Origin of the sequence: Massilia cellulosiltytica (assembly GCF_047325105.1) — a bacterium.
Classification (GTDB): Bacteria; Pseudomonadota; Gammaproteobacteria; order Burkholderiales; family Burkholderiaceae_D; genus Telluria; species Telluria orientalis.
Genome location: NZ_CP168562.1, coordinates 6289219 through 6315367, shown reverse-complemented (window position 1 = coordinate 6315367; position 26149 = coordinate 6289219). Strand labels below are relative to the sequence as shown.

Here is a 26149-nt window from a genome sequence, read left to right as displayed (position 1 = left end):
AGCATGACGGCTTCAGGCACGATGTCCGCCAACGCCCTGCAGGGCGTGCGCGTGATCGAGATGGGACAATTGATCGCCGGCCCGTTCGCCGGCAAGACGCTGGGCGATTTCGGCGCCGACGTGATCAAGATCGAGGCACCGGGCGCAGGCGACCCGTTGCGCAACTGGCGCATGATGAAGGACGGCACCTCCGTCTGGTGGCAGGTCCAGTCGCGCAACAAGCGCTCGCTCGCCCTCGACCTGAGAAGCGAGGAAGGGCAGGACATCGCGCGCAAGCTGATCGCCGAAGCCGACGTGCTCGTCGAGAACTTCCGTCCCGGCACGCTGGAAAGCTGGGGCATGGGGTGGGACGTGCTGTCCGAACTGAATCCCGGCCTCGTCATGCTGCGCATTTCCGGCTACGGCCAGACGGGACCCTACCGCGACCTGCCGGGCTTCGGCGCGATCGGCGAAGCGATGGGCGGCCTGCGCCACCTGACCGGCGAGCCGGGCCGCGTGCCGGTGCGCTGCGGCATCTCGATCGGCGACACGCTGGCCGCGCTGCACGGCACCATCGGCGTGCTGACCGCGCTGTACCACCGCAAGGTCAACGGCGGAAAAGGGCAGGTGATCGACGTCGCGCTGCACGAAGCCGTGTTCAACGTGATGGAAAGCCTGATCCCCGAATACAGCGCGTTCGGCGCCGTGCGCGAGGCCGCGGGCAGCGCGTTGCCGGGCATCGCCCCGTCGAACGCCTACCGCTGCGTCGACGGCTATGTGCTCGTCGCGGGCAATGGCGACAGCATCTTCAAGCGCCTGATGCAGGCGATCGGCCGGCCCGACCTGGGCGACGCGACTGACCTCGCGAACAATGCGGGCCGCGTCGCGCGCGTGGACGAGATCGATGCGGCCATCGGTGCGTGGACGGCGGAGCGTACCGTGGCGGACGTACTGGACGTGCTGGGCGCGGCGAAAGTCCCGGCCGGAAAGGTCTACACGGCAAAGGACATCGCGGAAGACCCGCACTACCGGGCCCGCGACATGATCCTGACGCAGCAGACGCGGGAAGGCTACGAGGTGGAAGTGCCAGGCATCGTGCCGAAGCTGATGGGCACGCCGGGCAGCGTGCGCTCGGCCGCGCCGCGGCTGGGCGAGGATACGGACGCCGTGCTGCGCGAGATCGGCCTCAGCGAGGACCAGATCGCGGCGCTGCGCGCGCGCAAGGTGGTCGCATGAACGCCTTCGCCGGCGCCGGCCGCCGCATACACATCCAGGAAGTCGGCCTGCGCGACGGCCTGCAGGCCGAGTGCCGCTTCGTGCCGACGGCCGACAAGATCGCCCTGGCCGACCTGCTGTCGGGCGCGGGACTCGCCAAGCTCGAAGTCAGCTCCTTCGTGTCGCCGAAGGCCGTGCCGGTGCTCGCGGATGCGGCCGACGTGTTCGCCGGCATCGCACGCGCACCGGGCGTCGTCTACAGCGCTCTCGTGCCGAACGTGCGCGGGGCCGAGCGTGCCGTCGCGGCGGGCGTGGGCGAGATGAATCTCGTCATGTCGGCCAGCGAAAGCCACAACCTGTCCAACCTGCGCATGACGCGAGAACAATCCTTTGCCGGACTGGCCGACGTCGCGGCACTGGCGCGGCGCCACGGCATCGCCGTCAACGTGTCGCTGTCGTGCAGTTTCGGCTGCCCGATGGAAGGCGACGTGCCGCAGCAGGACGTGCTGGACTGGTGCGCCCGCTTCGTCGACGAACTGGGCGTGCAGGGCATCACGCTATGCGACACCACCGGCATGGCCTATCCGACCCAGGTGCACGCGCTGACGGAAGCCGTACGCGCGCGCTGGCCCGGCATCGAACTCACGCTGCACTTCCACAACACGCGCGGCATGGGCCTCGCGAACGTGCTGGCCGCCATCGATGCCGGCGCCGACCGCTTCGACGCGTCCCTCGGCGGCATCGGCGGCTGCCCCTATGCGCCCGGTGCCACCGGCAACGTGTGCACGGAGGAAGTCGTGCACGCGCTCCAGCTGATGGGCTACGACACCGGCGTCGACCTGGCCAGGCTGCTGCAGGCGGCGGTTCGCCTGCAGGACCTCGTCGGCCACGACGTGCCCAGCCAGATCGTCAAGGCCGGCCGCAGGCTGGACCTGCATCCTCGGCCGGCTGCCTGAGCGCTCCCGTCAGCGTATCGCCCGCTCGCAACGCGCGATCTCCGTCCGCCCGTGCCCGGCCACGATCCCGCTGCCGTACACGGGCAGGTCGAGATAGGCCCGTTCCGTCGCGCGCACGGCCAGCACACAGGCCTGGCGTCCCGTCTTGTGGCGCAGGACGATCTGCGCGACGTAGCCGGGCGCCAGCACGCGCTGCGACTTGCGCTTGCCCAGGTCGAGGTAGCCGAACTGCAGCGTCGCCGATTCCACCAGGTCGCCCGGGACCTCTTTCTGGCCGAGCAGCGTGGCCAGTTGCGCCACGATCTGGCGCGCGCCCGCTTGCGGTTCGATGATCGCCGCGCGGTCCAGCACTTCGCCGTTGGCGGGGCGCATGCGCACGGACAGTGCGTCGAGCCTGCCATCGCCCGTGAGCCGCAGCGCGACGGACGCCGCGCCCAGCACCGGGATGCCGCCCGTGTATTGCCGCCAGGCGCCAAGGGCGCGGAACAGCGTCGTCGGCGATGTCTTGCCGCCCGGGTCGGCGCCCTGGCCCAGCGTGCGGAACAGGCGTTCGAAGCGCAGCTCGCCGTTCGGGCCGGCCCAGTCGGACAGGGTCAGTTTGCGTGCGCGTTCCTCAACGAGGCGTTGCAGGACGGCCCGTTCGGCATCGTGTTCGAACGACGCGTCAGTGGGGCCGAGGCCGGAGACGTAGCGCAGGGCGCCGGAGGCGTGGTAGACCATGGCACGCGCGCCGTCCGGCAGGTGGATCACCGTGTGGTCGTCGCGTTGTTGCCAGGCGCCGTCGTCGGCGTGCGGGCAGTCGCCGTGTTCGGTCAGCAGCGCGACGAAGCGGCGGGCGCGGGCATGCAATTGTTCCTGCGTGGGCGTCTGCAGCAGGAGAATGTCGGCCTGCCCGGGAATGCGCGCGTCGGCGCAGGCGCCGGCCAGCTTGTGCAGCAGGGTGTGGTCGCTCATGGTTCAGCCCTCCGTCCAGTACCACAGCAGGCAGGCCTGCTGGGCAGGCGCAAGGTCCGCGGTCACGGTGCCGTGGCCCCACAGGTGATCGCGGTTGATGGCGCTGAGGTTCCAGCGGATCGCGCCGCCGTTCCAGGTGGCGGCGTCGCCCACGCACACCGTGATCGGGTGGTTGTCGACCCACCAGTCCGAGACGCCGTCGTGCCACGCGTGCGCCACCGTGTCGCCGTGCACGAGGTTGTCGCCCACGTCCTCGCCGCATTCGTCCGTCGTGATGCCGTCCCACATCAGGTCCCAGGCGCCGCAATAGATGTGCATGCGCGCGAAGATGTTCCACAGGCCCGTGACGGTGGGCAGCGCCGCCGTGTCGCACGAATACGCCATCACCCATTCGTTGTTCCAGTCCTCGCCCAGCTGCCAGTGCGCCGAATTGGCGAGCCATTCCGTGGCGGGCGTGTCGTACAGGAGCACGACGTGGCCGGCCTCGTCGTGGTTGCCGTGGGTTTCGATCCAGAACAGGTCGACGTCGTCGACCCAGTGACGGTCGTCGCCGCCTTGGTCGCTGTCGCGGATGTCTGTCTCCCAGACATCCGTATTGGCCCAGTAGAACGCGCGCGTGTGGCCGGCGCTGCGCAGTTTATTGTCCAGGCCGTTACTTCGATTGAACGTGTAGGTAAGGTCGCCCGCCGTGCTCACGTGTGCCGCACGCGCGTGGCTGAAATAGCGGATCGCCTCGACACCGAATCGTGCCATATCTGTCTCCTTGGAAATGCAGCCTGCATGAATGCCCGGGCAGCCCCCGTACGGTAGCCGCATGGGGCCAACGCCGGCCTGTTCTGCATCACGCGCGCTTGCGTGCAGGGTTGATCCAGCCCGGGTGCGGGAGCGCCGATTCGTGTGTCGACCTCGAAGGCGATGCGCTACAGTAAGAGGATGGATGACAGGAGAATCCGATGGAATGTGAAATCAAACTGGCCGTGGGCGCGACGAGCGCCGCGCAGCTGAAAAAATCCGCCGTGCTGCGCGAGCACGCCGTATCGAAGCCGCGCGACCAGGAACACGTGGACCGCTATTTCGACACCGGCGGCTTCGACTTGTGGAAGCATGGTTTTGCCTTGCGCGTGCGCAGCGCCGGCGCGCGTCACGTGCAGACCCTGAAGGGCGGCGGCAGCGCCGTGGCCGGCCTGCACCGGAGAACCGAGCTGGAAGCCGAGATTGCGTCCGAAGTGCCCGACCAGGACCTGTTCGGCAAGCAGTTGCGCGAAGCCTTGCCCGATCTCGCCCACAGCCTGGATGGCCAGCAGCTCGCCCCCGAGCCGGTCTTCGTCAACCGCACGAAGCGCACGACATGGATGCTGGCCCTGCCGGACGGCACGCACGTCGAGTGCGCGCTGGACGTGGGCGAACTGCAGCACGGCGAGCGCAAGACCGCCGTGCGCGAGCTGGAGCTCGAAGTGAAGGATGGCGATCCGGCCTGCCTGTACGAACTGGCGCAGCGGGTGCACGAGGCGATACCCGTGCGCATCGAGAACATCAGCAAGGCCGAGCGCGGCTATGCGCTGGCGACCGAGGACAAGGCGCACGCCGTCAAGGCCACGCCCGTGACGCTCAAGCGCAAGGCCACGCTGGGCGAGGCGCTGGGCAGCATCCTGCAGAACTGCCTGCAGCAGATGCAGGCCAACGAGCGGGGCGTGCTGGCGGGCGACGTCGAGAGCCTGCACCAGATGCGCGTGGGCCTGCGCCGCCTGCGCGCGGCCCAGGACATGGTCGACGGGCTCGTGACGCTGCCGGAACCGCTGGCGGCCGACATCGAATGGCTTGCCGGCGAACTGGGCGACGCGCGCAACTGGGATGTGTTCCTCGACTCCGTGCTGCCCCGCCTGCCGCTGACCGAGGAACAGAAGCCGTCGCTGGCGCGCGTGGAAGCGGCGGCGCGCGAGGAGGCGGAGCGTCATCGGGCGCGCGTGCGCTCGGCCGTCGGCAGCCCGCGCTACACGACCCTCATGCTGGCGCTGGGCGGCTGGATCGCGGGCAAGGGCTGGCAGCATACTGCGCTGCCGGCCGACCCGCTCGAACAACAGATCGCGAAGGCCGCGCCGCAGCTCGTGCAGCACGCGGCCGCGCGCGTGCGCAAGCGCGCCCGCGGCTACGACCTGAAACGGCCGGAGTGCCTGCACAAGGTGCGCATCGCGGCCAAGAAGGAGCGTTATGCGCGCGAGTTCTTCGCCGCGTTGTCGCACGACCGCAAGGCGACGAAACGGCACGATCTCCTGAGCGGAATGCAGGACGAGCTGGGGGAGATCAACGATGCGTTCGTCGCGCGCGAACTGGTTGCGCAACTGCGCGACCGCGTGCCGCAGGAGGCGGGGCTGCTCGGCTTCATCGAAGGCGTGCTGGCCGCGCGCGCGCAGGATGCGATGCCGCGCGCGCGCCGGCACGTCAAGGAGAGTCTGCGCGCCAGGGCTGGCTTCTGAGACGCCGTGTCGTTCCCGCGCACGCGGGAATCCCTACCGAGCAACCGGAGTCGGTACGTCGGAAGCACCAGCATGCTTCCGACGTACCGACTGCAGAACTTCAGCATAGGTTCCCGCTTTCGCGAGAAGTCGTTTCCGGCAGTGCCGGAAACGACGGTGTGTTGGTGCCGGTATGTTTCCCGACCGCCGACGCCGGTAGGGCGGCCGAGCCGCCATGTGCTCTCTTCCCTGGGAGCGATGCGTATTCTGACGCGGGATTGTGACGTGATCGTTACGGCGCGGCGGTCGCCGCCAGCGGCGCACCGCTCCAGCGGCGCAACAGGGCCGCGAGCGTGGAGGAACGCTTGTCTTCGGGCGTCAGGACGGCCACCGCGGTCTGCAGGGCCTTGTCGTCGCGCGTGCCGAACGTGCGCGTGGACTCGACCGGCTCGCGCTTCGCTTCGGCCATCGTGCCGAGCGGCTGCGTCGCGGGCAGGTGCTTCGCGAGATCCGCTTCGCGCAGCAGCAGGTCGTCGTCGGCGGCGACGGCCGGCGTCACGACGATGTCGGGCGTGACGCCGCGCGCCTGGATCTCGTGGCCGTTCGGCGTGAAGTAGCGCGCCACGGTGAACTTGATGCCGCTGTCCGCGTCCAGCCCGATGACGGACTGGATCGAACCCTTGCCGAACGTGCGCGTGCCGATGACGGTGGCGCGGTGCTGGTCCTGCAGGGCACCCGTGACCAATTCCGCGGCCGACGCGGACGCGCCGTTCACGAGCACCGTCAGCGGCACGGTGCGGGTCCACGCGGGCAGGCCGGCCAGCACGTCGGGCTGGCCTTGCTGGCGGTAGTAGCGCTCGTCGACGGTGACGGTGGCGTTGGCGCCCGGTTCGCGTCCGCGCGCCGAGAACAGCACGGTGTCCGGCTGCAGGAACGCGCCCGCGACCGCGACGCCCGTCGACACCAGGCCACCCGGGTCGTTGCGCAGGTCGAGGATCAGGCCGCGCGGGTTGTCCAGTTTTTTCAGGGCCGCCGCGAGGTCGGCCGCCGTGGCGCCGCCGAATTCCGAGATGCGGATCCACGCGAGGCCCGGCGCCGCCATCTTCACGCGCACCGTGTCGTTGTGCAGGTCGGCGCGCGTGATGCGCAGCGTCTCGACCTTGTTGCGGCGCGCGATGCCGACCGCGACCACGGTGCCCGGCGCGCCGTGCATGCGCCGCGCGACGTCGTCCCCCGCCATGGCGGCGACGGGCGCGCCGTCCACGGAGACGATCACGTCGCCCGCCCGGATGCCCGCGCGTTCGGCCGGCGAGCCTTCGGTGGCGGACACCACGCGCAACTGCTTGCGGTCGCCTTCGACCTCGATGCCGATGCCCACGTACTCGCCGCTGTTCTCGCGTCCGACGTCGCGCATGGCGTCCTTGTCCAGGTAGCGCGAATGCGCATCGAGCGCGGCCAGCATGCCGGACAGGGCGCCGTCGAACAGCGCCTTGTCGTCGGCCTCGCCGACGTAGTTCTGCTTGATCAGGGCGTAGACCTCCAGCAGCCGTTCCACCTGCGCCTGCGGCAGCTTCAGGGAGGGCGTTGCCGTGTCGTCGGCGTGGGCGAGGGGCGCGCAGGCCAGGGAGAGGGCGCCGAGGACGGCGAGCGCGGTGCGTTTCATGGTGTTCCTTTCGTCGATTCGTTCCCGGGATTCTGGCTTGCGGTGGTGTTAAGCGCGGTTAAAGGGGGGTAAATCGGCGTTAAGGCGTTGTAAGCGATTGCTGTCGCTTTTGCCCGTATTGACGGGCTTTTTTCTTTTCCTGATGGCAAAAAGAACAGATAATCGATGCTTTGCGCCCCAGGAGAACGCCATGCAGGATCACGACGACGACCACCCCGCCAGCCCTGCGCGCCGCCGCATCTTCCAGGCCGCCGCCGCCGTGGGCCTGTCGGCATCGATCGCGCCGGCCAGCGAGGCGAAGCCCGCCGCCAGGGCCGTCAAGCCGGTCGCCGGCTCGCTGGACGCCAAGCTGAAGGCGCACGTCAAGAACGTCGTCGTGATCTACCTGGAGAACCGCAGCTTCAACAATCTGTTCGCCGACTTCCCCGGTCTCGCGCAACCGCTGCCGGCGGCGAATGCCATCCCGCAGAAGGACCGCGACGGCAGCGTCCTGCCGGAGCTGCCGAAGATCTGGGGCGGCATGGTGCCCGCGCGCCAGAACATCGGCGGCAAGGATTACCTGATCAGGGAAGACGACATCCAGCACCTGCCGAACGCGCCCTTCAGGTTGACGGACGCCGCCGACAAGCCGCTGCCGGAAGCGATCATCACGCGCGACCTGTGGCACCTGTTCTACCAGAACCAGATGCAGATCAACGGCGGCAAGAACGACGGCTTCGTCGCGTGGGGCGACAACGGCGCGCTGACGATGGGGCATTACGGCGAGACGTCGAAGAACCTGGGCCTGTGGCAGATCGCGCGCGAATTCACGCTGTGCGACAACTTCTTCATGGGCGCGTTCGGCGGCTCCTACCTGAACCACCAGTTCCTGATCAGCGGCCGCGTGCCGGAGTTCTTCGATGCGGCGTCCACGCCGGCCGCGAAAAAGATCGCCGTGCTGGAAGACGGCCCGACGGGCGTCCGCCTCGCGCTCGCGCCGGATTCGCCGAAGTCCGCGCTGGAGGGCAAGCCGAAGTTCGTCAACAACGGCGCGATCACGCCGGACGGCTACGCGGTCAACACGATGGCGCCGCCGTTCCAGCCGAGCTGGGTGCGCCCGGCGCCGGGCGGCGATGCGCACCTGGCCGATCCGCAGGACCCGGCCGTGCTGCCGCCGCAAACGTATCGAACGATCGGCGACCTGCTGTCCGAGAAGGGCGTCAGCTGGGCATGGTATGCGGGTGCATGGCAGGCGGCGCTGGACGGCCGCGGCGAAGGCGAGCGGCCGAACTTCCAGTTCCACCACCAGCCGCTCAACTATTTCAGGCAGTTCGGACCGGGCACCGCGGCGCGCGCCGAGCACCTGCGCGACGGCGGCATGGGTGACAGCCCGATCTCGAACAAATTCATCGCCGACGCCATTGCCGGCAAGCTGCCCGCCGTGTGCTTCTACAAGCCGCAAGGGAATCTGAACCTGCACGCGGGCTATTCGGACGTCGAATCCGGCGACGCCCACGTGGCCAACGTGATCGAGCACCTCAAGAAGTCGCCGCAATGGAAGGACATGGTCGTCGTCGTCACCTTCGACGAGAACGGCGGCTGGTGGGACCACGTCGCGCCGCCGCAGGGCGACCGCTGGGGCCCGGGTTCGCGCATCCCCGCGATCGTCATCTCGCCGTACGCGAAGAAGGGCGCCGTCGACCACAATTTCTACGACACGACGTCGATCCTGCGCTTCATCACGCGCCTGCACGGCCTGCCGCTGCTGGAAGGCCTGGCCGCACGCAACGCGGCGTTCGCGGCGCGCGGGGCGCGTCCGCCGGGCGACCTGACCGGTGCGCTGAGCTTCCGCTGATCGACAATTCGGGGTCAGAGCCCATTTTTTGGCACGATCTCGGCAGCAACTTGTTGAGGGCGACGGTGCCGGCCTGTCCGTCCAGATGGGCGGGCCGGCCGGCATCTGCATTCGGCGACTCGTGCACATCAGGACATTGATCTGAAATGTGCTCTGACCCCGAATTTGAGGCCGTTCATTCTTCGCATATCGATAAAACTTTCCTGCTGGCTAACGCGCGCTGTTCAAGAAAACGCGGCGATACACTTGGCCACGGCCGTTGTCATTCAAACACGAGCTTGCGCACTGCGGCCCCCGCCAGGCGCCAACTTCATAACAGAGTTCAGGAGAGCGAAACATGCAGAACAAGAACACCTTGAAAGGGCTGCTGGCCGTCTCGGCAGTGGCAGCGATGTTCGCCACCGTCGGCGTACACGCCCAGACGGCGGCGGTCAGCCAGACCCCGAGCCAGACCGGCACCAGCAGCACGCCCGGCAAACAGAACACGTCCGGTAAAACCACCCGCGAAGGCACCATCGACAACACCAACAGCACCGGCATGGAAAACCGCAGCAAGCAGGCGGGCGCGGCCGGCATGGCCAATAAGAACGCCACCTCGAGCATGGGCGCCAGCGGCGCCGGCCAGTCGGCGGCCGGTACGGCCACCGGCGCGAAGCTGAGCACTGGCGACGAGAAGATTCTCAAGGATATGGCAATGGCCAATATGGCCGAAGTCGAGGGTGGCAAGCTCGCCCAGAGCAAGAGCCAGAGCAGCGAGGTGAAAGCGTTCGCCCAGCAGATGATCGACGACCACACCGCCAACCTGAACGAGGTCAAGGCGCTGGCCCAGGCGCGCGGCGTGACCCTGCCGACCGAGCCGGACGCCAAGCACAAGGCCATGGCCGCCAAGCTGGAAAAGATGAGCGGCGACGCCTTCGACAAGGCCTATATGAAGCAGGCCGGCGTCCAGGATCACAAGGCTGTCCACGCCAAGCTGATGGCCGCGTCGAAGAAGGCCAAGGATCCGGAAGTGAAGGCCCTCGTCGACAAGACCGAGCCGGTCGTCGCGCAACACCTCAAATCGGCCGAGCAGATGCCGATGGCCAAGGCGGGTACGACGTCGGGCAAATAAGCCGGCAAATAAGCACTGCCAGCGTTATCCCATCGCAGCCAGCACGCGCGCCCGGTCCTCGGGCGTGCGGTTCTGGCTCATCTTGAATTTTGCTTCGAGGCGTTCGATGACGATCTCGATGCCGACGGTCGTCCGCACGACCTTGTCGATGAACTCGCGCGGCGCATCCTCCACCTTCCATCCGGCGCGCGCATCTTCATGACGCCCCGTCAGCCGCGTCATCAGGCCGAGGATCCACGCCGGATCGTCGATCGCGCGCAGCCGCCCGTGCGCATGCACGGACTGATAATTCCACGTCGGCACCACGCGTCCCCCGGCCGCCTCGACGTCGTACAGCAGCGGCGACACATAGCTGGACGCGCCCTGGAACAGCGCGAGCACGGCCGCATCGCCCGCCTGCCAGATCGGATTCGCGCGTGCCACGTGGGCACGCAGCAGACCGTGCGGCGCGGCTTCCGTGGGCGCCACCAGCTCGAACGGGATGTGATCTGCTTCCAGCCCGCCGGTGCCGAGGCGCACGAGCGCGCCCAGCGGATTGGCGGCGATCAGGTCCAGCATGTCGGCCTCGTCGGCCACGGCAAATTGTCTCGGCACATACATTATTCGAATCCCTCCACGACGACGTCTCCCTTCAGCGAATTGGCGATGTAGCAGCGGGCATGCGCTTCATGATGCAGCTCGGCCAGCGCCGCGCGATCCGGCTGCCGTTCGCCGCCGAACGCGATGACGGGATCGAGCATGATGCGGGTGATGGCCGCGCGGCCGTCCGGACCGGTGTCGAGCAGGCCGACGGCGCGGTCTTCGTAGCGGTCGACGACGTAGCCGCGCGCGGCCGCGAGCGACAGGAAGAACAGCATGTGGCAGCTGGCGGCGGCCGCGACGAGGGCTTCTTCCGGATCGACGGCTGCCGGGTCCGACAATGGCACGGGCACGGACAAGGGCGACGAGGAGGCCGGCACGTCCAGGCCGCCGTCGAAGCGCCAGCGGTGCGCGCGGCTGTAGCGCAGGTCGGTGAAGGCCTGGTCGCCGCGCTGCCAGGCCAGGGTGGCTTCGAATCGTTTCATCATTTCTCCGTGTGCGAACGAGCTGTCATCTTAAGTTCAAGGATGGCTTGCTCAAATGACCAATTATCTGGAAGATGGGCGTACCAATCCTGACCCTGCCCCCATGCACGTCCACGATATCCTCGCCGCCGCCACGCTCGAGCGCGATGCCCCGACACCGCTGTTCCGCCAGCTGTACGTCCACCTGAAGGACGCGATCCTCGACGGCCGCATCGCCGCCGGCGTGCGCCTGCCGGCCACGCGCACCCTGTGCGGCCTGTTGAACGTATCGCGCCAGACCGTGCTCGCCGCGTACGAGCAGTTGATGGCCGAGGGTTATCTGCAGGGCACGGTGGGGAAGGGCACGTTCGTCAGCGCGTCGCTGCCGGCCGGTGCGCGTGCGGGCGATGCCGCCACGGCGCCGATGGTGCGGCCGCTGTCGGCGCGCGGCGAACTCATCGCGGGCGGCATGGCGCGCGTGCTGCACCACGCGGGGCCGCTGCGTGCCTTCCGCGCCAGCATGCCGGGCCTGGACCTGTTCCCGTTCGACGTCTGGCGCCGGCTGGAGGCGCGCCACTGGCGCCATTCGACCGGGGCGCTCGGCTACGGTCCCGGCGCCGGATACGCGCCCCTGCGAGAGCTGCTGTGCGCCTACCTGAAAGCGTCGCGCGGGGTGCAGTGCACGCCGGACCAGGTCGTGATCACGTCCGGCTCGCAGCAGGCGTTGTACCTGCTGGCCCAGCTGCTGCTCGCGCCGGGCGAAGCGATGTGGATCGAATCGCCCGGCTACCAGGGCGCGGTGGCGCCGTTCACGGTGGCCGGTGCGCGCGTGTGTCCGGTGCCGGTCGACACCGAGGGCATGGACGTCGCGTACGCGGCAAGGCACTATCCCGATGCGCGCCTCGCGTTCGCGACGCCGTCGCACCAGCTGCCGCTGGGCGTGACCATGAGCCTGCGCCGCCGTCTCGAACTGCTGCGCTGGGCCGAGGCGAACCGCGCGTGGATCGTCGAGGACGACTACGACAGCGAATACCGCCACACCGGCCCGCCGCTCGCGTCGCTGCAAAGCATGGACCGCGCGGGCTGCGTGATCTACGTGGGCACGTTGTCGAAGGTGCTGTTCCCCGCGCTGCGGCTGGGCTATGTCGTGGCGCCGCCCGCGCTGGCCGCGGCGCTGGCGCGGGCGAAGGCCGTCGTCGACCGCCACAGCCCCATCGTGCCGCAGGCGACGCTCGCCGACTTCATCGCCGGCGGCCACTTCGCGCGCCACATCCGCCGCACGCGCGACGCGTATGGGGAGCGCCGGCAAGCCCTCGTCGATGCGCTCGATGCGCGCCTTGGCGGCCGGCTGCGCCAGGGGCCGTCGGACGCGGGTCTCGACCTGTGCGTGCATTTCACCGAGAGGCTGGACGAGGAAACAGTCGCCCATCACGCCCGCGATGTCGGCGTGGACGTGCGCACGCTGGGCTATTACACGAATCCGCAGGCGGGCGCCGCCTGCGCCATCGATCCCGGGCTGCTGCTCGGCTTTTCCGCGTTCACGCCGGACGCGATCCGCGCCGGCGTGGCCGACCTGGCCCGCGCAATCGAGCGCGCATCAGTGTGACAGCAGCCAGGCGCTCATGTCGATCGCATCGCGCTCGGACACGCCCAGCACGGGCATCGCGGTCTTCGGGTCGATGGCCTGCGGATCGCGGATCCAGCGCACGAGGTTCGCCTGGTTGTTCGGCAACGTGCCGGCGATGATGGGACGCTTGGCCATCTCTTCGAGCGGCCGCCCCACATAGACCTTCGATCCGGTCACGCCCGGGATCATGTGGCAGGCGCGGCAGCCGTACTGCGCGAGGGCGATCCGGCCGCGCGCGGCGTCGCCCTGCAGGCCGACGGGGGCGCGGTTGGCATCGCCGCAGCCGGCCAGCACGAGCGCCGCGAGAAGCAGGACGGGCCGTTTCATTTCTTCGCCTCCGCCGTCATTGCCCGGTAATCGTCCGCGCTCTGCGTGGGCAGCTGCATGATGAACGCCACCGTGGACCACAGCTCGTCCTCGCTCAGGTGGTATTCCCAGCCCGGCATGCCGCTCATCTTGATGCCGTGCCGCGTGATCCAGTACAGCTCGCGCGGCTTCCAGTGGCGCGTGGCGTCCACCAGCGGACCGGGCACGGGCTGCATGCTCAGGCCATGCTTGCCGGGCGCCGTGCCGGGACCGCCATGGCACTGGGCACAGTTGTCGCGGTAGACGGCCGCGCCGCGCAGCACCTGCTCGTGGTTGCCCAGCGCGGGTTCGGCCACGCTCTTCGCATGGCGCCGCACCGAGTAATGCATGGCTTGTTCGAGCGTGCTGTAGACGAACGGGAAGTGCTGCGTGGTGGCGCCGATGTCGTACCAGCCGGCGCGCAGCACGACGAAGCCCGCGAGCGCGGCGATCATCCCCGATCCCAGCAGGGTAGTGATGACGGTCATCATGATCAGGCGGGCGCGCGTGGCGGGCATGCGAGTGTCCCAAACGAATCGTGTTAAAAAAAATGCATCGTCTCCGGTATTATAAAAGCCAACTCAACGTCGTGGATTCAACCGTGCCGACCTCCCTGTCACGCTCTTCCATCGCTTGTGCCGCGCTCGTATTGACGTGCGCGGGGCTGCTGTCCGGCTGCGGTGATGACGACTTGCGCAAGCCGTACATCGGCGGCGACGCGAAGATCGGCAAGCAACTGGTCACGCAATACCAGTGCGGCGCATGCCACAAGATCCCGGACGTCCCGGGCGCGGGCGGCGAGGCCGGTCCGGACCTGGAAAAGTTCGGGCGCTCGAGCTACATCGCCGGCGGCATTCCCAACGTGCCGCCGCGTCTCGTCTCGTGGCTGCTCGATCCGCCCGCCCTCAAGCCCGGCACGGTCATGCCGGCCATGGGCATGACGGAACAGGAGGCCAGGCACATGGCCGCCTACCTGTACACGCTGCGATGAATGGGACGCTGCAATCCGTCCTGCACCCGGCCGGCCATGACGCCGCCGTCATCAGCCAGTTCGCCTGGGTCCTGTTCGGGGCCGCCACCGTCATCTTCGTCGCCGTGATGGCGCTGATGGCGCTCAGCCTGCGCGACAACGCGCGGCCGCTGCGGCCCGGCCTGTGGATCGCGGGTGCGGGCGTCGCGTTTCCGGTGCTCGTGCTGTCGGCGCTGCTCACGTGGAGCACGTGGCGCAGCGCGCAACTGGTTCCGCAAAGCTCGCAGGCCGCGCTGTCGATCTCCGTCACGGCGCGCATGTGGTGGTGGGAAGTGCGCTACCGCGATCCGGCCGGCGGACGCGAGATCGTCACCGCCAACGAGATCCACATCCCGGTCGGGCAGGCCGTGTACGTGGGCCTGAACGCGGCCGACGTGATCCACAGCCTGTGGGTGCCGTCGTTGTCCGGCAAGCGCGACATGATTCCCGGCCGCGTCACCGGCCTCACGTTGCGCGCCGACCGGCCCGGGGTCTACCGCGGCCAGTGCGCGGAGTTCTGCGGCGCCCAGCATGCGAACATGGCCTTGCACGTGGTGGCGCTGGCGCCCGACGCGTTCCGCGACTGGCTGCGGCGCCAGGCATCACCGGCCCGCGCACCGCAGGGCGCGCTGCTGGAGCGGGGCCGCGCCGCCTTCCTCGAACAGCGCTGCCAGACGTGCCACACGATCCGCGGCGTGGCCGAGGCGCGCCGTCTCGGCCCCGACCTGACGCACGTCGGCAGCCGCGCGCATATCGGCGCGGGCCTCTTGCAGACGCACCAGAACACGCTGGCCGGCTGGATCGCGGACCCGCAGGCCGTCAAGCCGGGCGTGTTCATGCCCGCCGCCGCCGGTACCGACGGCGACACGCTGCGCGCGCTGGCGGCCTATCTCGAGCACCTGCAATGACGGCCCGGGACGACGACCTCGCGCGGTTGGAAGACGTCTGGCGCACGCGGCGCGGCTGGCGCTTCTTCTCGTCCGTGAACAACACGAACATCGGGCTGCTGTACATCGGCACGGCGCTGCTGTTCTTCATCCTCGCCGGCGTGCTGGGCCTCCTGATGCGCGTGCAGCTGGCCGTGCCGGACAACGGCTTCCTCGGCGCCGAGACGTACAACCAGGTGTTCACGATGCACGGCTCGGTAATGATGTTCCTGTTCGCGATCCCGATCGTGGAAGCCATCGCCGTGTACCTGCTGCCGAACATGCTGGGCGCGCGCGACCTGCCGTTCCCGCGCCTGTCCGCGTACGCGTTCTGGGCCTACGCCATCGGCGGCCTCGCATTCTTCTGCACGCTGTTCGCCGGCCTCGCACCGGACGGCGGGTGGTTCATGTATCCGCCGCTCACGGGTCTGAAATATTCGCCGGGCCTCAACGCCGACTTCTGGCTGCTGGGCATCGGCTTCATCGAGATCTCCGCCATCGCCGGCGCCATCGAACTGATCGTCGGCATCCTGTTTACGCGCGCACCGGGCATGACGTTGGGACGCATGCCCGTGTATGCGTGGGCCATGCTGGTCGTGGGCGTGATGATCGTGTTCGCGTTCCCCGCCGTGATCGCGGGCACGGCGCTGCTGGAACTGGAGCGCGCGTTCGACTGGCCGTTCTTCATCGCCGACCGCGGCGGCGATCCGCTGTTGTGGCAGCACCTGTTCTGGTTCTTCGGCCACCCCGAGGTCTACATCATCTTTCTGCCGGCCGCCGGCATGGTGTCGACGATCGTGCCGACCCTTGGCGGCACGCCGCTCGTCGCGCGCCGCGCCATCATCGCGGCCCTCGTCGGCGTGGGCGTGTTCAGCTTCGGCCTGTGGGCGCACCACATGTTCACCGCGGGCCTCGGCACGCTGGAAATGGGCTTTGTTTCCGCGGCCAGCATGGCGGTGGCGGTGCCCACTGCGATCCAGGTGTTCGCGTGGATCGCCACGCTGTGGAAAGGGAAAGTCGAAGCGAACGCGCCCACGCTGTTCCTGCTCGGCTTCATGGCCATCTTCGTCCTGGGCGGCCTGACCGGCGTGATGGTCGCCGTGATCCCGTTCGACTGGCAGGTGCACGACACGTATTTCGTCGTCGCGCACTTTCACTACGTGCTGATCGGCGGGATGGTGTTCCCCGTGTTCGCCGCGCTGTACTACTGGCTGCCGCTCGTGAACGGCAACCGGTTGTCGGAAGGGCTCGCGCGCTGGGTGTTCGGGCTGATGTTCGTCGGCTTCAACGTCGCGTTCTTCCCGATGCACGTGACGGGATTGCTCGGCATGCCGCGCCGCGTCTACACGTATGCGGCGGACCTCGGGTGGAATGGCCTGAACATGCTGTCGACCGTGGGCGCGTTCACGTTCGCGCTCGGCGTGGCGCTGTTCGCGTGGGATGCGTGGCGGTCGCTGCGCAGGCCGGAACGCCCCGTCGGCAACCCATGGAATGCACCCACGCTCGAATGGCTGCCGTCCGAGGACTACGGCAACCGCAGCATCCCGCGCATCGATTCGATCGACCCGCTGTGGGACCGGCCGGAACTGGTGCGCGAGGTGGAGGAGGGCGGCCACTACCTGCCGCGCACGGCGACGGGCGCGCGCGAGACCATCGCCACGAGCCCCGTCGCGGCGGCCCCGCGCTATGTGCTGATCCTGCCCGGCGACAGCTGGCTGCCCCTGATCGCCGCCGCCGGCACGGCCGCCTTCTTCCTGCTGCTGACCGTGAAGCTGCACGTGCTCGCATGGATCTGCGGCGTGGCGGCCATCGCGGCGGTGCTCGGGTGGATGTGGCAGGCGGATCGCGAAAGCACCGTCGCCGACGTGGACATCGGCCACGGCGAGTCGATACCGGTCGGCGCCACGGGCACGGCATCGCACGCGTGGTGGGCCGCCGTCGTCATGCTCGTCGTCGACCTCAGCATCTTCGCGTGCTTCGCGTTCGCCTACGTGCACGTGACGATGCGCCTGACGGTGTGCCCGCCGCCCGGCGCCACGCTGCCCTCGCAGGACCTCGCGCTGACGTCCGCCGGCCTGCTGGTGCTGGGCTCATTGCTCGTGTGGTTCGCGACGCGCGCCGTCGGCACGCGGCGCCTGCCGTGGCTCGTGCTGGCGGCGCTGGGCTGCGTGCTCGCGTCATGTGCGGTCGACGTGGGCGGCCTGCTCGATGCCGGGCTGGACCCGACCGCCACCGCATGGGGCGCGGGCGTCGCGGCATTGGCCTCCTACCAGGGCCTGCACGTCGTGACGCTCGCCGTGCTGGCGCCGTATCTCGCCGCGCGCGCATGGTGCGGCCTGCTGGGTGAGCGCAGCCGCGCAGCGCTCGACACCATCGCGCTCGTGTGGCACATGACCACGTTGCAGGGCATCGCCGGGATGCTCGTCGTGCGGCTCGTGCCGCTGCTGATGGCGTGATGGCCATGATGCCGCGCACCCGCGAACCGTTCTGGCGCCGCCTGCTGGCGGGGACGCTGCCGCTGCTCGTGTGGAGCCTGCACTTCGCCTTCGCCTATGGCCTCGCGGCGGCCCAGTGCACGCCGGCCGGCATGCGTCCCGGCGGGCCGGACCGCGTGCTGCTGGGCGCCGTCACCCTGGCCGCCATCGGCGCGTGCGCATGGCTCGCGTGGCGCGCGCGCGAAGTGCCCCGGCGCGAGGATGCCGGCCTGCTCGATTGGGCCCGCCTCGTGCTGGCCGTGCTGGCCCTCGTGGCGGTGGCGTGGACGGGCGTGCCGCTACTCCTGGTCACCGGCTGCGCCTGAACGCCGTATTGACATCTCTTGTAAAGAAATTACAACCATCGTTCCATGAAAGGCAACCAATGCCTTTCACTTGGCTCATCTGTACCGAAAATGAACGTGTGCTGAAACTGCTGTCAACTGTTTTGGGCAACGTTTAATGCAAAAAAAATTACGTTTCTTATTAACGGCGAGCACAGCAAATGGCGTATAGTGCCCGATTCGTAGAGGAAAAATCCTCACGAAACACACTAAATAAGAACCGCGCGTGGCCCCCGTTGCCGTGACGACGAGTTCGAACACACGTCTAAAACTAGTTAGAACGCGCACAATCATGAGTATTGTCGACGTCGATGTCCTGCTCGAGGATTTGGAGGAGACCGCCCCTTGCGGACCGAATCTCGAGTATGACCCCGCCTTCCTGGAGCTCGAGCAGAGTGTGCTCGGCAAGCCAGAAGTCCAGTACGGGGACACGATCGTCCCCGCCGTCCCCCCTGAATGGAAGCAAGTCAAGAAGCAGGCCCTCGAGCTGCTCGGCCGCACGCGCGACCTGCGCGTGGCGATGCCGCTCGTGCGCGCGCTGCTGGCGCTGCATGCGCTGCCCGGCTTCGCCGACGGCACCCGCCTGCTCGAACGCCTCGTCACCGAGCGCTGGGACCGCGTCCATCCCGAACTCGATCCGGACGACGACAACGACCCCACGCTGCGCCTCAACTGCCTGGCCCAGTTGACCGACCCGGCGACGACCCTGCGCGAGCTGCGCGAGACGGCCTTCGTCATGCTGCCCGGCCTCGGCGCCCTGACCCTGCGCGTGCTGGAGCAGGCGCACGGCGAGGCCCCCGTGCCTGACGGGCAGGCCGCGCTGTCGCCCGAATCGATCGACGCGGCGCTGGCCGACGTGTCCGACGACGCGATGCAGGCCGCCACCGGCGCCGTCAACGGTGCGCTGGACAGCATCGTCAGCCTGGAGGCCGCGCTCGCGCACCACGTGGGCAGCACCCAGTCGCTGAACCTCACCCCGCTCACGCGCCAGCTGCGCCGCATGGCCGACCTGCTGGCCAGCCGCGCGCAAGCCGCGCCCGAGGCGCCGGCCGCTGCGCCCGATGGCGACGAGGCCGCGGCACCGGGCGGCGGCACGGCCGCACCGCGCGCCGCCGGCATCACGGGCGACGTGACCAGCCGCGCCGACGTGATCCGCATGATCGACAAGATTCTCGCCTACTACCAGCGCTACGAGCCGTCGAGCCCCGTGCCGATGCTGCTGGAGCGGGCCAAGCGCCTGGCGCCGATGAGCTTCATGGAAGTCATGGAGAACCTCGCGCCCGACAGCATGCAGCAGTTGTATGTGATCCGTGGGCCCCAGCCGGGCGAGTCCAGCGGGTCGGACGATTATTGAATCAGCAGGCCGGTAGTTCATTCAAGGAGGAGTAAACGTGGGCAAAGAAAGTAGCCAGAAGTTCATCGCACGCAATCGCGCACCGCGCGTGCAGATCGAGTACGACGTCGAAGTGTACGGCGCCGAGAAGAAGGTGCAGCTGCCGTTCGTGATGGGCGTCCTGGCCGACCTGTCGGGCCAGCCCGCCGAGCCGCTGGCACCGGTCGCGGAGCGCAAGTTCCTCGAGATCGACGTCGACAACTTCGACGAGCGCCTGAAGGCCATGAAGCCGCGCGTCGCGGTGCAGGTGCCGAACACGCTGACGGGCGAGGGCAACCTGGCCGTCGACATGACCTTCGAAAGCATGGACGACTTCACCCCGGCCGCCGTCGCGCGCAAGGTGGATTCGCTGAACAAGCTGCTCGAGGCACGCGGCCAGCTGGCCAACCTGATGACCTACATGGACGGCAAGACCGGCGCGGAAGAGCTGATCTCCAAGCTGCTCGCCGAACCCGCGCTGATGCAGGCGCTGACGTCCGCACCGAAGCCCACCGAATAAAGAAAGACGGGAGAACAGAATGTCCGAAGCGTTAGCACAAAGCCAGCAGGAGTCAGGTACGCTCGAGATGAGCGACTTCGGCGCGCTGCTGCAAAAGGAATTCAAGCCGCAATCCGACAAGGCCAAGGAATCGGTCGAAGTCGCGGTGCGCACGCTGGCCGAGCAGGCGCTCGCCGGCACCAACCTGATCACCAGCGACGTGCTGGGCACGATCCAGAGCCTGATCGCCGCGCTCGACAAGAAGCTCACCGAGCAGGTCAACCTGATCATGCACACGGAGGAGTTCCAGAAGGTCGAAAGCGCCTGGCGCGGCCTGCACTACCTGGTGAACAACACCGAAACCGACGAGATGCTCAAGATCCGCGTGATGAACATCTCGAAGAACGACCTGGGCAAGACGCTCAAGAAGTTCAAGGGCACGGCCTGGGACCAGAGCCCGATCTTCAAGAAGATGTACGAGGAAGAATTCGGCCAGTTCGGCGGCGAACCGTTCGGTTCCATCGTGGCCGACTACTACTTCGACAACAGCGCGCCGGACGTCGAGCTGCTGTCGTCGATGGCCAAGGTGGCCGCCGCCGCGCACGCGCCGTTCATCGCGGCCGCCGCGCCGTCGGTCATGCTGATGGAGTCGTGGAACGAGCTGGCCAACCCGCGCGACCTGACGAAGATCTTCCAGACCCCGGAGCACGCCGCATGGCGCTCGTTCCGCGAGTCGGAGGATTCGCGCTACGTCGGCCTGACCATGCCGCGCTTCCTGGCACGCCAGCCGTACGGCGCCAAGAGCAACCCGGTCGAGGAATTCGACTTCGAGGAAGACACCAGCGCAGAGGGCAGCAAGAACTACACGTGGGCCAACTCGTCCTACGCGATGGCCGTCAACATCAACCGCTCGTTCAAGGAATACGGCTGGTGCTCGCGCATCCGCGGCATCGAGTCCGGCGGCGCGGTCGAAGGCCTGCCGGTGCATGCCTTCCCGACCGATGACGGCGGCGTCGACATGCAGTGCCCGACCGAGATCGCGATCTCGGACCGCCGCGAGGCGGAGCTGGCGGCCAACGGCTTCATGCCGCTGGTGCACAAGAAAAACACGGACTTCGCCGCCTTCATCGGCGCGCAGTCGCTGCACAAGCCGGCCGAGTACGACGACCCGGACGCCAGCGCCAACGCCGCCCTGGCCGCGCGCCTGCCGTACCTGTTCGCGACCTGCCGCTTCGCCCATTACCTGAAGTGCATCGTGCGCGACAAGCTCGGCTCGTTCAAGGAACGCGACGAGATGGAACGCTGGCTGACCAAGTGGATCATGCAGTACGTGGACGGCGACCCGGGCAGCTCCAGCGAAACGACCAAGGCCCAGAAACCGCTGGCCGCGGCCGAAGTGGTGCTGGAAGAAGTCGAAGGCAACCCGGGCTACTACACGTCCAAGTTCTTCCTGCGTCCGCACTACCAGCTGGAAGGCCTGACCGTGTCGCTGCGCCTCGTGTCGAAGCTGCCGTCGGCGAAAGCCTGACCGTTTTTTGAAGTCCCGCGCGGAACAAACCGTCCGCGCGTATTCGGAAGTACAACCAACAAGGAGAAGAAGACATGGCATTGGATATGTTCATCAACATGGGCGACAAGATCAAGGGCGAGTCGCGCGACAAGGTCCAGGGTCCGAAGGGCGACATCGACATCCTGGCCTGGAGCTGGGGCATGAGCCAGTCGGGCACCACCCACATGGGCGGTGGCGGCGGCGCCGGCAAGGCCAACTTCCAGGACATCTCGTTCACCAAGTACGTCGACAGCTCGTCCAACGCGCTGATGACCGCCCTGGCCAAGGGTTCGCACCTCGACAAGGCCGTGCTGATGGTGCGTAAAGCCGGCGAAGGCCAGCAGAAGTACATCCTGATCACCATGGAAGAAGTCCTGGTGACCTCGATCTCGACCGGCGGCAGCGGCGGCGAAGACCGCCTGACCGAGAACGTCACGCTGAACTTCGGCAAGGTGACGTTCGCGTACACCCCGCAGGACAGCAAGGGCACCGTGGCAGGCGACAAGACCTTCGCCTGGAACATCGCCGAGAACGCGGCCGTTTAATCGGACAGCCGCGCATGGCTTGCCGCCGCCCTCGCGCGGCCGGCAAGCCGGTTACAGAATTTTCAAGGGGACGTGCGATGCTCGCGCAACAGCTGATTCGTGATGGAGACCTGGCCGGCGCCCTCGCCGCGCTGCAGGATGCGGTGCGCAAGAACAGTGGCGACGCGAAGCTGCGCGTGTTCCTGTTCCAGCTGTTGTCCGTGCTGGGCCAGTGGAACCGAGCCCTGACTCAGCTGAACGTCGCGGGCGAAATGGATGCCGGCGCGCTGCCGATGGTGCAGACCTATCGCGAGGCGATCCAGTGCGAAGCCCTGCGTGCCGAAATCTTTGCCGGCCGCCGCGCCCCCGTGATCTTCGGCGAGCCGCAGCCCTGGATGGCCCAGCTGGCCGAAGCCCTCAAGCTGGATGCCACCGATCCGGATGCCGCCGCCGGCCTGCGCGCCGCCGCGTTCGACGCCGCGCCCGCGTCGCCCGGCGCGATCGACGGCGCGCGCTTCGACTGGCTGGCCGATGCCGACGGCCGCCTGGGCCCCGTGCTGGAAGTGATCGTCAACGGCCGCTACGTATGGGTGCCGTTCATGCGCATCGCGCGCATCGAGATCGACCCGCCGGCCGACCTGCGCGACGCCGTCTGGACGGCCGCTACCTTCACCTGGACCAACGGCGCCCAGGCCGTCGGGCTGATCCCGACCCGTTACCCGGGGAGCGTCGACGCGTCCGACGACGCGCTGAAGCTGGCCCGCAAGACCGAGTGGACCGGCGAGTTTCCGCTCGGCCAGCGCATGTTGACGGACGGCGGAAACGACTTTCCGCTGATGGACGCGCGCCTGATCGAATTCGACCCGAACGACAATACCGGCGACCATGGCTGAACTGGCACCGCGCGAGCGCCTGCAACCTTCGCTGCTCGACCGCCTCACCGACGATGAACCCGACCAGGCGGTCGAGTCGCGCGAACGGCGCGTGTTGTCGGTGCGCAGCCTGCGCGAAGGCGTGCTGCGCGACCTCGCGTGGCTGCTGAACACGACCAACCTGCTGTCCGTTTCCGACGTGCCGCGCCTGCCGCACCTGGCGAGCTCCGTCCTCAATTACGGCATGCCCGACATGTCCGGCGCGTCGCTGGCGAACATGAGCGCGGCCGACCTGGAACGTGCGATCCGCCAGGCCATCTGGGATTTCGAACCGCGCCTGATCCGCTCGTCCGTGACCGTCAAGGTCGTGCCGCAGCAGGAATCGATCAGCAAGATCATGTTCGAGATCCAGGCCGACATGTGGGCCCAACCGTATCCCGAGCGCCTGTTCCTCAAGACCGAACTCGATCTCGATCTTGCGCAGATCAGCCTCACCGAATTTTCCGGCGCACGGACATGACCAACCCACGCCTGCTTCGCTACTACAGCCAGGAGCTGCAGCACCTGCGCGAGATGGGCGGCGAGTTCGCGGTCCAGTACCCGAAGATCGCCGGCCGCCTCGGCCTGGAAGGCTTCGAGTGCGCCGACCCGTACGTCGAGCGCCTGCTGGAGGGCTTCGCCTTCATGGCGGCGCGCGTGCAGATGAAGATCGACGCCGAGTTCCCGCGCTTCACCCAGCACCTGTCGGAACTCGTCTACCCGCATTTCCTCGCACCGACGCCGTCGATGGCGATCGTGCAACTGCAGCCTGATCTCGCGAACCCGGCGCTGAACGCGGGCTACCGCATTCCGCGCGGCGCAGCGATGCGCAGCGTCCTCGGCAAGGACGACGCCACCGCCTGCGAATACCGTACGGCGCACGAGGTCACGCTGTGGCCGGTCGAACTCGTCGAAGCGAAATTCTTCACGCACGGCGGCCGCATCGAAGGCGTCGACGCGCGCCTGCCCGCGAACGTGAAGGCGGGACTACGCCTGCGCTTGCGTACCACCAACGGCATGCCGTTCGCCAAACTGGGACTGGACCGCCTCGCGCTGCACCTGCGCGGCAGCGACGAGATGCCGGGCCAGATCTACGAAAAGCTGCTGGGCGCCGTCGAAGGCGTTCTCGTGATGCCGGGCAGCCGTCCGGCCGGGCGCCACACGCTGTTGCCGAAGACGGCCCTGCGCCCGCGCGGCTTCGCCGAGGACGACGCGCTGCTGCCCAGCGGGCAGCGCAGCTTCCAGGGCTATCGCCTGCTGCAGGAATACTTCGCATTCGCGCAGCGCTTCCTGTTCGTCGAGCTGGCGGGCTTGCAATCCGCGGTGGCCGCGTGCGCGGAGCAGGAGCTCGAGATCATCGTACTCCTGTCGCGCGGCGATGCCCGCCTGGAGCAGGCGCTCGACCACAGCAATTTTGCGCTGAACTGCACGCCTGTCGTGAACCTGTTCCAGCGCCGCGCCGACCGCATCAACCTGACCGGCGACCAGTTCGAATACCACGTGCTGCCCGACCGCACGCGGCCGATGGACTTCGAGGTGCACCAGGTCGAGAGCGTGACGGGCTACGGTACCGGCACCGACGCCGAACAGGAATTCCATCCGCTGTACAGCGCGCGCGACCTGGGCGCCGCGACCGTGGCGGGCCAGGCCTATTACCAGATCCGGCGCGAGCCGCGCCTGCTGTCGCAACGCCAGCGCCAGCGCGGTCCGCGCTCGTCGTACATCGGTTCCGAGACGTTCATCACGCTCGTCGATGCCAGGGAAGCGCCATACCACCATAACCTGCGCCAGCTGGGGCTTGTCGTATGGTGCACGAACCGCGACCTGCCGCTGTCGATGTCGCTCGGCGTCGGCAAGACGGATTTCATCCTGGAGCAGGGCGGGCCGGTGCAGTCGGTGCGCGTGCTGGGCGGCCCGAGCCAGCCGTTCCCGTCGTTCGCCGAGGGCGGCGTGGCATGGCGCCTCATCAACCAGCTGTCGCTGAATTACCTGTCGCTGGCGGACACCGACCCGGACCAGGGCGCGCGCGCCCTGCGCGAACTGCTCGCGCTGTACTGCCATCCGCTCGACCTGACGAGCCAGCGCCAGGTGGAGGGCGTGCGCTCGGTCTCGTCGAAAACCGTCACGCGGCGCATGCCGGCACCGGGACCGATCACGTTCGGACGCGGCCTGGAGATCACGGTGACGATGGACGACGGCGCGTTCGAAGGCGCCGGCGCGTTCGTGCTGGGCGGGGTGCTCAGCCACTTCTTCACGCAATACGTGTCGATCAATTCGTTCGCCGAGACCGTCGTGCGCACCGTCGGCCGCGGCGAGATCATGCGCTGGAAGGCGGCGGAGGGCGCATGCGCGATCCTGTAGACGTCGAACGCCAGCTCGAGGACGCGGGCGCCGCGCTGGACTTCTTCCAGGCCCTGCGCCTGCTCGAGAACGCGCATCCGGACAAGCCGCGCATCGGCGCGTCGCTGCGCCCGCGCGACGACGCCGTGCGCTTCGGGCGCGATCCGTCGCTGAATTTCGAGCCAGGCGCCGTGGCCGGATTCACGCCCGCCACGGGCGACGCGCGCGCGCGCCTGGCCGTCAACTTCTTCGGCCTGTTCGGCGCCAACGGTCCGCTGCCGCTGCACCTGACGGAGTACGCGCGCGACCGCGCCCGCAACCACAACGACCACACACTGGTGGCGTTCATGGACGTGTTCCACCACCGGATGGTGTCGCTGTTCTACCGCGCCCGCGCCGCGGCCGACCCGGCCATCAGCCTGGACCGCCCGGACAGCGACCGCTTCGCCGATTACGTGGGCAGCCTGTTCGGCATCGGTGCGCCGGCCCTGCGCGGACGCGACGAGATCGGCGACTTCGCCAAGCTGCACTTCGCCGGCCTGATGGCCAACCAGCGCCGCCCGGCGGCAGGCCTCGTGACCATCCTGCGCGCGTACTTCAAGCTGCCCGTCGAACTCGAACAGTTCGTCGGCCACTGGATGAAGATCCCGCTGGACGGCCAGACCCGCATCGGCATGGAAGACCGCGGCAACCGCCTCGGCACGTCCGCCGTGCTGGGAACGAAGGTCTGGGATTGCCAGCACAAGTTCCGGCTCGTGATCGGCCCCCTCGACTACGACGACTACGAGCGCATGCTGCCCGGCGGCGCCAGCATGACGCGCGTCGTCGACTGGGTGAAGAGCTATGCCGGCACGGTGCTCGACTGGGACGTGCGCCTCGTGCTCAAGCGCCCCGAAGTTCCTCCGCTCACGCTGGGCGCGCGCCGCCTCGGCTGGACCACTTATCTCGCGAGCGGCCCGGCCGTGCGCGATGCCCGTCAACTCTTGATCAACCCGACTGCCCGCCAGGGCTGACCCCACGC

25 protein-coding genes are annotated in these 26149 nt (G+C 68.2%); 18 read left to right on the top strand and 7 right to left on the bottom strand.

Features of this window, described 5'->3' with window-relative positions:
- Window positions 1-3: 3 nt before the first annotated feature.
- The gene (locus ACEN9H_RS27670; RefSeq protein WP_413672830.1) at window positions 4-1215 is read left to right on the top strand and encodes a CaiB/BaiF CoA transferase family protein; all 1212 of its coding nucleotides are present in this window, start codon (window positions 4-6) and stop codon (window positions 1213-1215) included.
- Window positions 1212-2150: a hydroxymethylglutaryl-CoA lyase gene (locus ACEN9H_RS27665; RefSeq protein ID WP_413672829.1), complete on the top strand. Its 939-nt coding sequence runs from the start codon at window positions 1212-1214 to the stop codon at window positions 2148-2150. The genes ACEN9H_RS27670 and ACEN9H_RS27665 overlap by 4 nt, the downstream gene beginning before the upstream one ends.
- A 9-nt stretch (window positions 2151-2159) precedes the next feature.
- On the opposite strand, the gene ACEN9H_RS27660 is transcribed toward ACEN9H_RS27665, so the two are convergent.
- A complete protein-coding gene (locus tag ACEN9H_RS27660; RefSeq protein WP_413672828.1) occupies window positions 2160-3104 on the bottom strand; it encodes a hypothetical protein in 945 nt (314 codons plus the stop codon).
- 3 nt (window positions 3105-3107) lie between these two features.
- Entirely contained in the window at window positions 3108-3857 is a 750-nt protein-coding gene (locus ACEN9H_RS27655) for a DUF6345 domain-containing protein (RefSeq protein ID WP_413672827.1), read from the bottom strand.
- Between the two features lie 200 nt (window positions 3858-4057).
- On the opposite strand from ACEN9H_RS27655, the gene ACEN9H_RS27650 reads away from it, so the two are divergent.
- Complete coding sequence (locus tag ACEN9H_RS27650) at window positions 4058-5578, top strand: CHAD domain-containing protein (RefSeq protein ID WP_413672826.1); 1521 nt, start codon at window positions 4058-4060, stop codon at window positions 5576-5578.
- Between the two features lie 271 nt (window positions 5579-5849).
- Here the strand turns inward: ACEN9H_RS27650 and ACEN9H_RS27645 are convergent, their stop codons facing one another.
- Window positions 5850-7220, bottom strand: coding sequence for a S41 family peptidase (locus ACEN9H_RS27645; RefSeq protein WP_413672825.1), 1371 nt, complete (start codon window positions 7218-7220; stop codon window positions 5850-5852).
- Window positions 7221-7410: 190 nt separating this feature from the next.
- Here ACEN9H_RS27645 and ACEN9H_RS27640 point away from each other — a divergent pair, with 190 nt between their 5' ends.
- Both ACEN9H_RS27640 and ACEN9H_RS27635 read left to right on the top strand, forming a co-directional pair.
- On the top strand, window positions 7411-9054 hold the full coding sequence (locus ACEN9H_RS27640) for an acid phosphatase (protein WP_413672824.1): 1644 nt from the start codon (window positions 7411-7413) through the stop codon (window positions 9052-9054).
- Window positions 9055-9391: 337 nt separating this feature from the next.
- A complete protein-coding gene (locus ACEN9H_RS27635) occupies window positions 9392-10165 on the top strand; it encodes a DUF4142 domain-containing protein (protein WP_413672823.1) in 774 nt (257 codons plus the stop codon).
- Window positions 10166-10189: 24 nt separating this feature from the next.
- Here the strand turns inward: ACEN9H_RS27635 and ACEN9H_RS27630 are convergent, their stop codons facing one another.
- The gene (locus tag ACEN9H_RS27630) at window positions 10190-10765 is read right to left on the bottom strand and encodes an FMN-binding negative transcriptional regulator (RefSeq protein ID WP_413672822.1); all 576 of its coding nucleotides are present in this window, start codon (window positions 10763-10765) and stop codon (window positions 10190-10192) included.
- On the bottom strand, window positions 10765-11229 hold the full coding sequence (locus ACEN9H_RS27625) for an OsmC family protein (protein WP_413672821.1): 465 nt from the start codon (window positions 11227-11229) through the stop codon (window positions 10765-10767). Before ACEN9H_RS27625 ends, ACEN9H_RS27630 begins: the two co-directional genes overlap by 1 nt.
- A gap of 103 nt (window positions 11230-11332) precedes the next feature.
- On the opposite strand from ACEN9H_RS27625, the gene ACEN9H_RS27620 reads away from it, so the two are divergent.
- Window positions 11333-12814, top strand: coding sequence for a PLP-dependent aminotransferase family protein (locus tag ACEN9H_RS27620; protein ID WP_413675642.1), 1482 nt, complete (start codon window positions 11333-11335; stop codon window positions 12812-12814).
- On the opposite strand, the gene ACEN9H_RS27615 is transcribed toward ACEN9H_RS27620, so the two are convergent.
- Window positions 12806-13162: a c-type cytochrome gene (locus ACEN9H_RS27615; RefSeq protein ID WP_413672820.1), complete on the bottom strand. Its 357-nt coding sequence runs from the start codon at window positions 13160-13162 to the stop codon at window positions 12806-12808. The genes ACEN9H_RS27620 and ACEN9H_RS27615 overlap by 9 nt on opposite strands.
- Window positions 13159-13698, bottom strand: coding sequence for a c-type cytochrome (locus ACEN9H_RS27610; protein ID WP_413672819.1), 540 nt, complete (start codon window positions 13696-13698; stop codon window positions 13159-13161). The genes ACEN9H_RS27615 and ACEN9H_RS27610 overlap by 4 nt, the downstream gene beginning before the upstream one ends.
- Window positions 13699-13781: 83 nt before the next feature.
- Here ACEN9H_RS27610 and ACEN9H_RS27605 point away from each other — a divergent pair, with 83 nt between their 5' ends.
- The 12 genes from ACEN9H_RS27605 (at window position 13782) to tssG (ending at window position 26141) form a co-directional block, all read left to right on the top strand.
- The gene (locus ACEN9H_RS27605; protein ID WP_413672818.1) at window positions 13782-14171 is read left to right on the top strand and encodes a c-type cytochrome; all 390 of its coding nucleotides are present in this window, start codon (window positions 13782-13784) and stop codon (window positions 14169-14171) included.
- A complete protein-coding gene (locus tag ACEN9H_RS27600) occupies window positions 14168-15097 on the top strand; it encodes a c-type cytochrome (RefSeq protein ID WP_413672817.1) in 930 nt (309 codons plus the stop codon). The genes ACEN9H_RS27605 and ACEN9H_RS27600 overlap by 4 nt, the downstream gene beginning before the upstream one ends.
- Window positions 15094-17571, top strand: coding sequence for a cytochrome c oxidase subunit I (gene ctaD, locus ACEN9H_RS27595; RefSeq protein WP_413672816.1), 2478 nt, complete (start codon window positions 15094-15096; stop codon window positions 17569-17571). Before ACEN9H_RS27600 ends, ctaD begins: the two co-directional genes overlap by 4 nt.
- Window positions 17572-17576: 5 nt before the next feature.
- The gene (locus ACEN9H_RS27590) at window positions 17577-17915 is read left to right on the top strand and encodes a hypothetical protein (RefSeq protein WP_371765164.1); all 339 of its coding nucleotides are present in this window, start codon (window positions 17577-17579) and stop codon (window positions 17913-17915) included.
- A gap of 310 nt (window positions 17916-18225) precedes the next feature.
- Window positions 18226-19287 carry a type VI secretion system protein TssA gene (gene tssA / locus ACEN9H_RS27585; RefSeq protein ID WP_413672815.1) on the top strand — a complete coding sequence of 354 codons (1062 nt, stop codon included), beginning with the start codon at window positions 18226-18228 and terminating at the stop codon, window positions 19285-19287.
- A gap of 37 nt (window positions 19288-19324) precedes the next feature.
- Window positions 19325-19825: a type VI secretion system contractile sheath small subunit gene (tssB, locus tag ACEN9H_RS27580; protein WP_371765162.1), complete on the top strand. Its 501-nt coding sequence runs from the start codon at window positions 19325-19327 to the stop codon at window positions 19823-19825.
- Window positions 19826-19844: 19 nt separating this feature from the next.
- Complete coding sequence (tssC, locus tag ACEN9H_RS27575; protein WP_160406612.1) at window positions 19845-21332, top strand: type VI secretion system contractile sheath large subunit; 1488 nt, start codon at window positions 19845-19847, stop codon at window positions 21330-21332.
- A gap of 74 nt (window positions 21333-21406) precedes the next feature.
- Window positions 21407-21898: an Hcp family type VI secretion system effector gene (locus ACEN9H_RS27570; protein WP_056126746.1), complete on the top strand. Its 492-nt coding sequence runs from the start codon at window positions 21407-21409 to the stop codon at window positions 21896-21898.
- Window positions 21899-21975: 77 nt separating this feature from the next.
- Window positions 21976-22770 (top strand): type VI secretion system accessory protein TagJ, encoded by a 795-nt coding sequence (locus ACEN9H_RS27565; protein ID WP_413672814.1) that lies wholly within the window; start codon window positions 21976-21978, stop codon window positions 22768-22770.
- Window positions 22763-23269: a type VI secretion system baseplate subunit TssE gene (tssE, locus tag ACEN9H_RS27560; RefSeq protein ID WP_056126748.1), complete on the top strand. Its 507-nt coding sequence runs from the start codon at window positions 22763-22765 to the stop codon at window positions 23267-23269. Before ACEN9H_RS27565 ends, tssE begins: the two co-directional genes overlap by 8 nt.
- Window positions 23266-25149, top strand: a complete 1884-nt coding sequence (gene tssF, locus ACEN9H_RS27555; RefSeq protein ID WP_413672813.1) for a type VI secretion system baseplate subunit TssF — start codon at window positions 23266-23268, stop codon at window positions 25147-25149. The genes tssE and tssF overlap by 4 nt, the downstream gene beginning before the upstream one ends.
- On the top strand, window positions 25134-26141 hold the full coding sequence (gene tssG / locus ACEN9H_RS27550; RefSeq protein WP_413672812.1) for a type VI secretion system baseplate subunit TssG: 1008 nt from the start codon (window positions 25134-25136) through the stop codon (window positions 26139-26141). The genes tssF and tssG overlap by 16 nt, the downstream gene beginning before the upstream one ends.
- The last annotated feature ends 8 nt before the right edge of the window (window positions 26142-26149 follow it).

What these genes read in the sequence shown, in the direction of transcription:
- ACEN9H_RS27590 (WP_371765164.1), top strand. Translation starts at nt 17,577, where the DNA reads ATGATGCCGCGCACCCGCGAACCGTTCTGGCGCCGCCTGCTGGCGGGG.
- ctaD (WP_413672816.1), top strand. Translation starts at nt 15,094, where the DNA reads ATGACGGCCCGGGACGACGACCTCGCGCGGTTGGAAGACGTCTGGCGC.
- ACEN9H_RS27655 (WP_413672827.1), bottom strand. Translation starts at nt 3,857, where the DNA reads ATGGCACGATTCGGTGTCGAGGCGATCCGCTATTTCAGCCACGCGCGT.
- ACEN9H_RS27665 (WP_413672829.1), top strand. Translation starts at nt 1,212, where the DNA reads ATGAACGCCTTCGCCGGCGCCGGCCGCCGCATACACATCCAGGAAGTC.
- ACEN9H_RS27610 (WP_413672819.1), bottom strand. Translation starts at nt 13,698, where the DNA reads ATGCCCGCCACGCGCGCCCGCCTGATCATGATGACCGTCATCACTACC.
- ACEN9H_RS27625 (WP_413672821.1), bottom strand. Translation starts at nt 11,229, where the DNA reads ATGAAACGATTCGAAGCCACCCTGGCCTGGCAGCGCGGCGACCAGGCC.
- ACEN9H_RS27570 (WP_056126746.1), top strand. Translation starts at nt 21,407, where the DNA reads ATGGCATTGGATATGTTCATCAACATGGGCGACAAGATCAAGGGCGAG.
- ACEN9H_RS27565 (WP_413672814.1), top strand. Translation starts at nt 21,976, where the DNA reads ATGCTCGCGCAACAGCTGATTCGTGATGGAGACCTGGCCGGCGCCCTC.
- ACEN9H_RS27660 (WP_413672828.1), bottom strand. Translation starts at nt 3,104, where the DNA reads ATGAGCGACCACACCCTGCTGCACAAGCTGGCCGGCGCCTGCGCCGAC.
- tssC (WP_160406612.1), top strand. Translation starts at nt 19,845, where the DNA reads ATGTCCGAAGCGTTAGCACAAAGCCAGCAGGAGTCAGGTACGCTCGAG.
- tssF (WP_413672813.1), top strand. Translation starts at nt 23,266, where the DNA reads ATGACCAACCCACGCCTGCTTCGCTACTACAGCCAGGAGCTGCAGCAC.
- ACEN9H_RS27640 (WP_413672824.1), top strand. Translation starts at nt 7,411, where the DNA reads ATGCAGGATCACGACGACGACCACCCCGCCAGCCCTGCGCGCCGCCGC.
- ACEN9H_RS27630 (WP_413672822.1), bottom strand. Translation starts at nt 10,765, where the DNA reads ATGTATGTGCCGAGACAATTTGCCGTGGCCGACGAGGCCGACATGCTG.
- ACEN9H_RS27670 (WP_413672830.1), top strand. Translation starts at nt 4, where the DNA reads ATGACGGCTTCAGGCACGATGTCCGCCAACGCCCTGCAGGGCGTGCGC.
- ACEN9H_RS27650 (WP_413672826.1), top strand. Translation starts at nt 4,058, where the DNA reads ATGGAATGTGAAATCAAACTGGCCGTGGGCGCGACGAGCGCCGCGCAG.
- tssG (WP_413672812.1), top strand. Translation starts at nt 25,134, where the DNA reads ATGCGCGATCCTGTAGACGTCGAACGCCAGCTCGAGGACGCGGGCGCC.
- ACEN9H_RS27635 (WP_413672823.1), top strand. Translation starts at nt 9,392, where the DNA reads ATGCAGAACAAGAACACCTTGAAAGGGCTGCTGGCCGTCTCGGCAGTG.
- ACEN9H_RS27620 (WP_413675642.1), top strand. Translation starts at nt 11,333, where the DNA reads ATGCACGTCCACGATATCCTCGCCGCCGCCACGCTCGAGCGCGATGCC.
- ACEN9H_RS27645 (WP_413672825.1), bottom strand. Translation starts at nt 7,220, where the DNA reads ATGAAACGCACCGCGCTCGCCGTCCTCGGCGCCCTCTCCCTGGCCTGC.
- tssA (WP_413672815.1), top strand. Translation starts at nt 18,226, where the DNA reads ATGAGTATTGTCGACGTCGATGTCCTGCTCGAGGATTTGGAGGAGACC.
- ACEN9H_RS27615 (WP_413672820.1), bottom strand. Translation starts at nt 13,162, where the DNA reads ATGAAACGGCCCGTCCTGCTTCTCGCGGCGCTCGTGCTGGCCGGCTGC.
- ACEN9H_RS27600 (WP_413672817.1), top strand. Translation starts at nt 14,168, where the DNA reads ATGAATGGGACGCTGCAATCCGTCCTGCACCCGGCCGGCCATGACGCC.
- tssE (WP_056126748.1), top strand. Translation starts at nt 22,763, where the DNA reads ATGGCTGAACTGGCACCGCGCGAGCGCCTGCAACCTTCGCTGCTCGAC.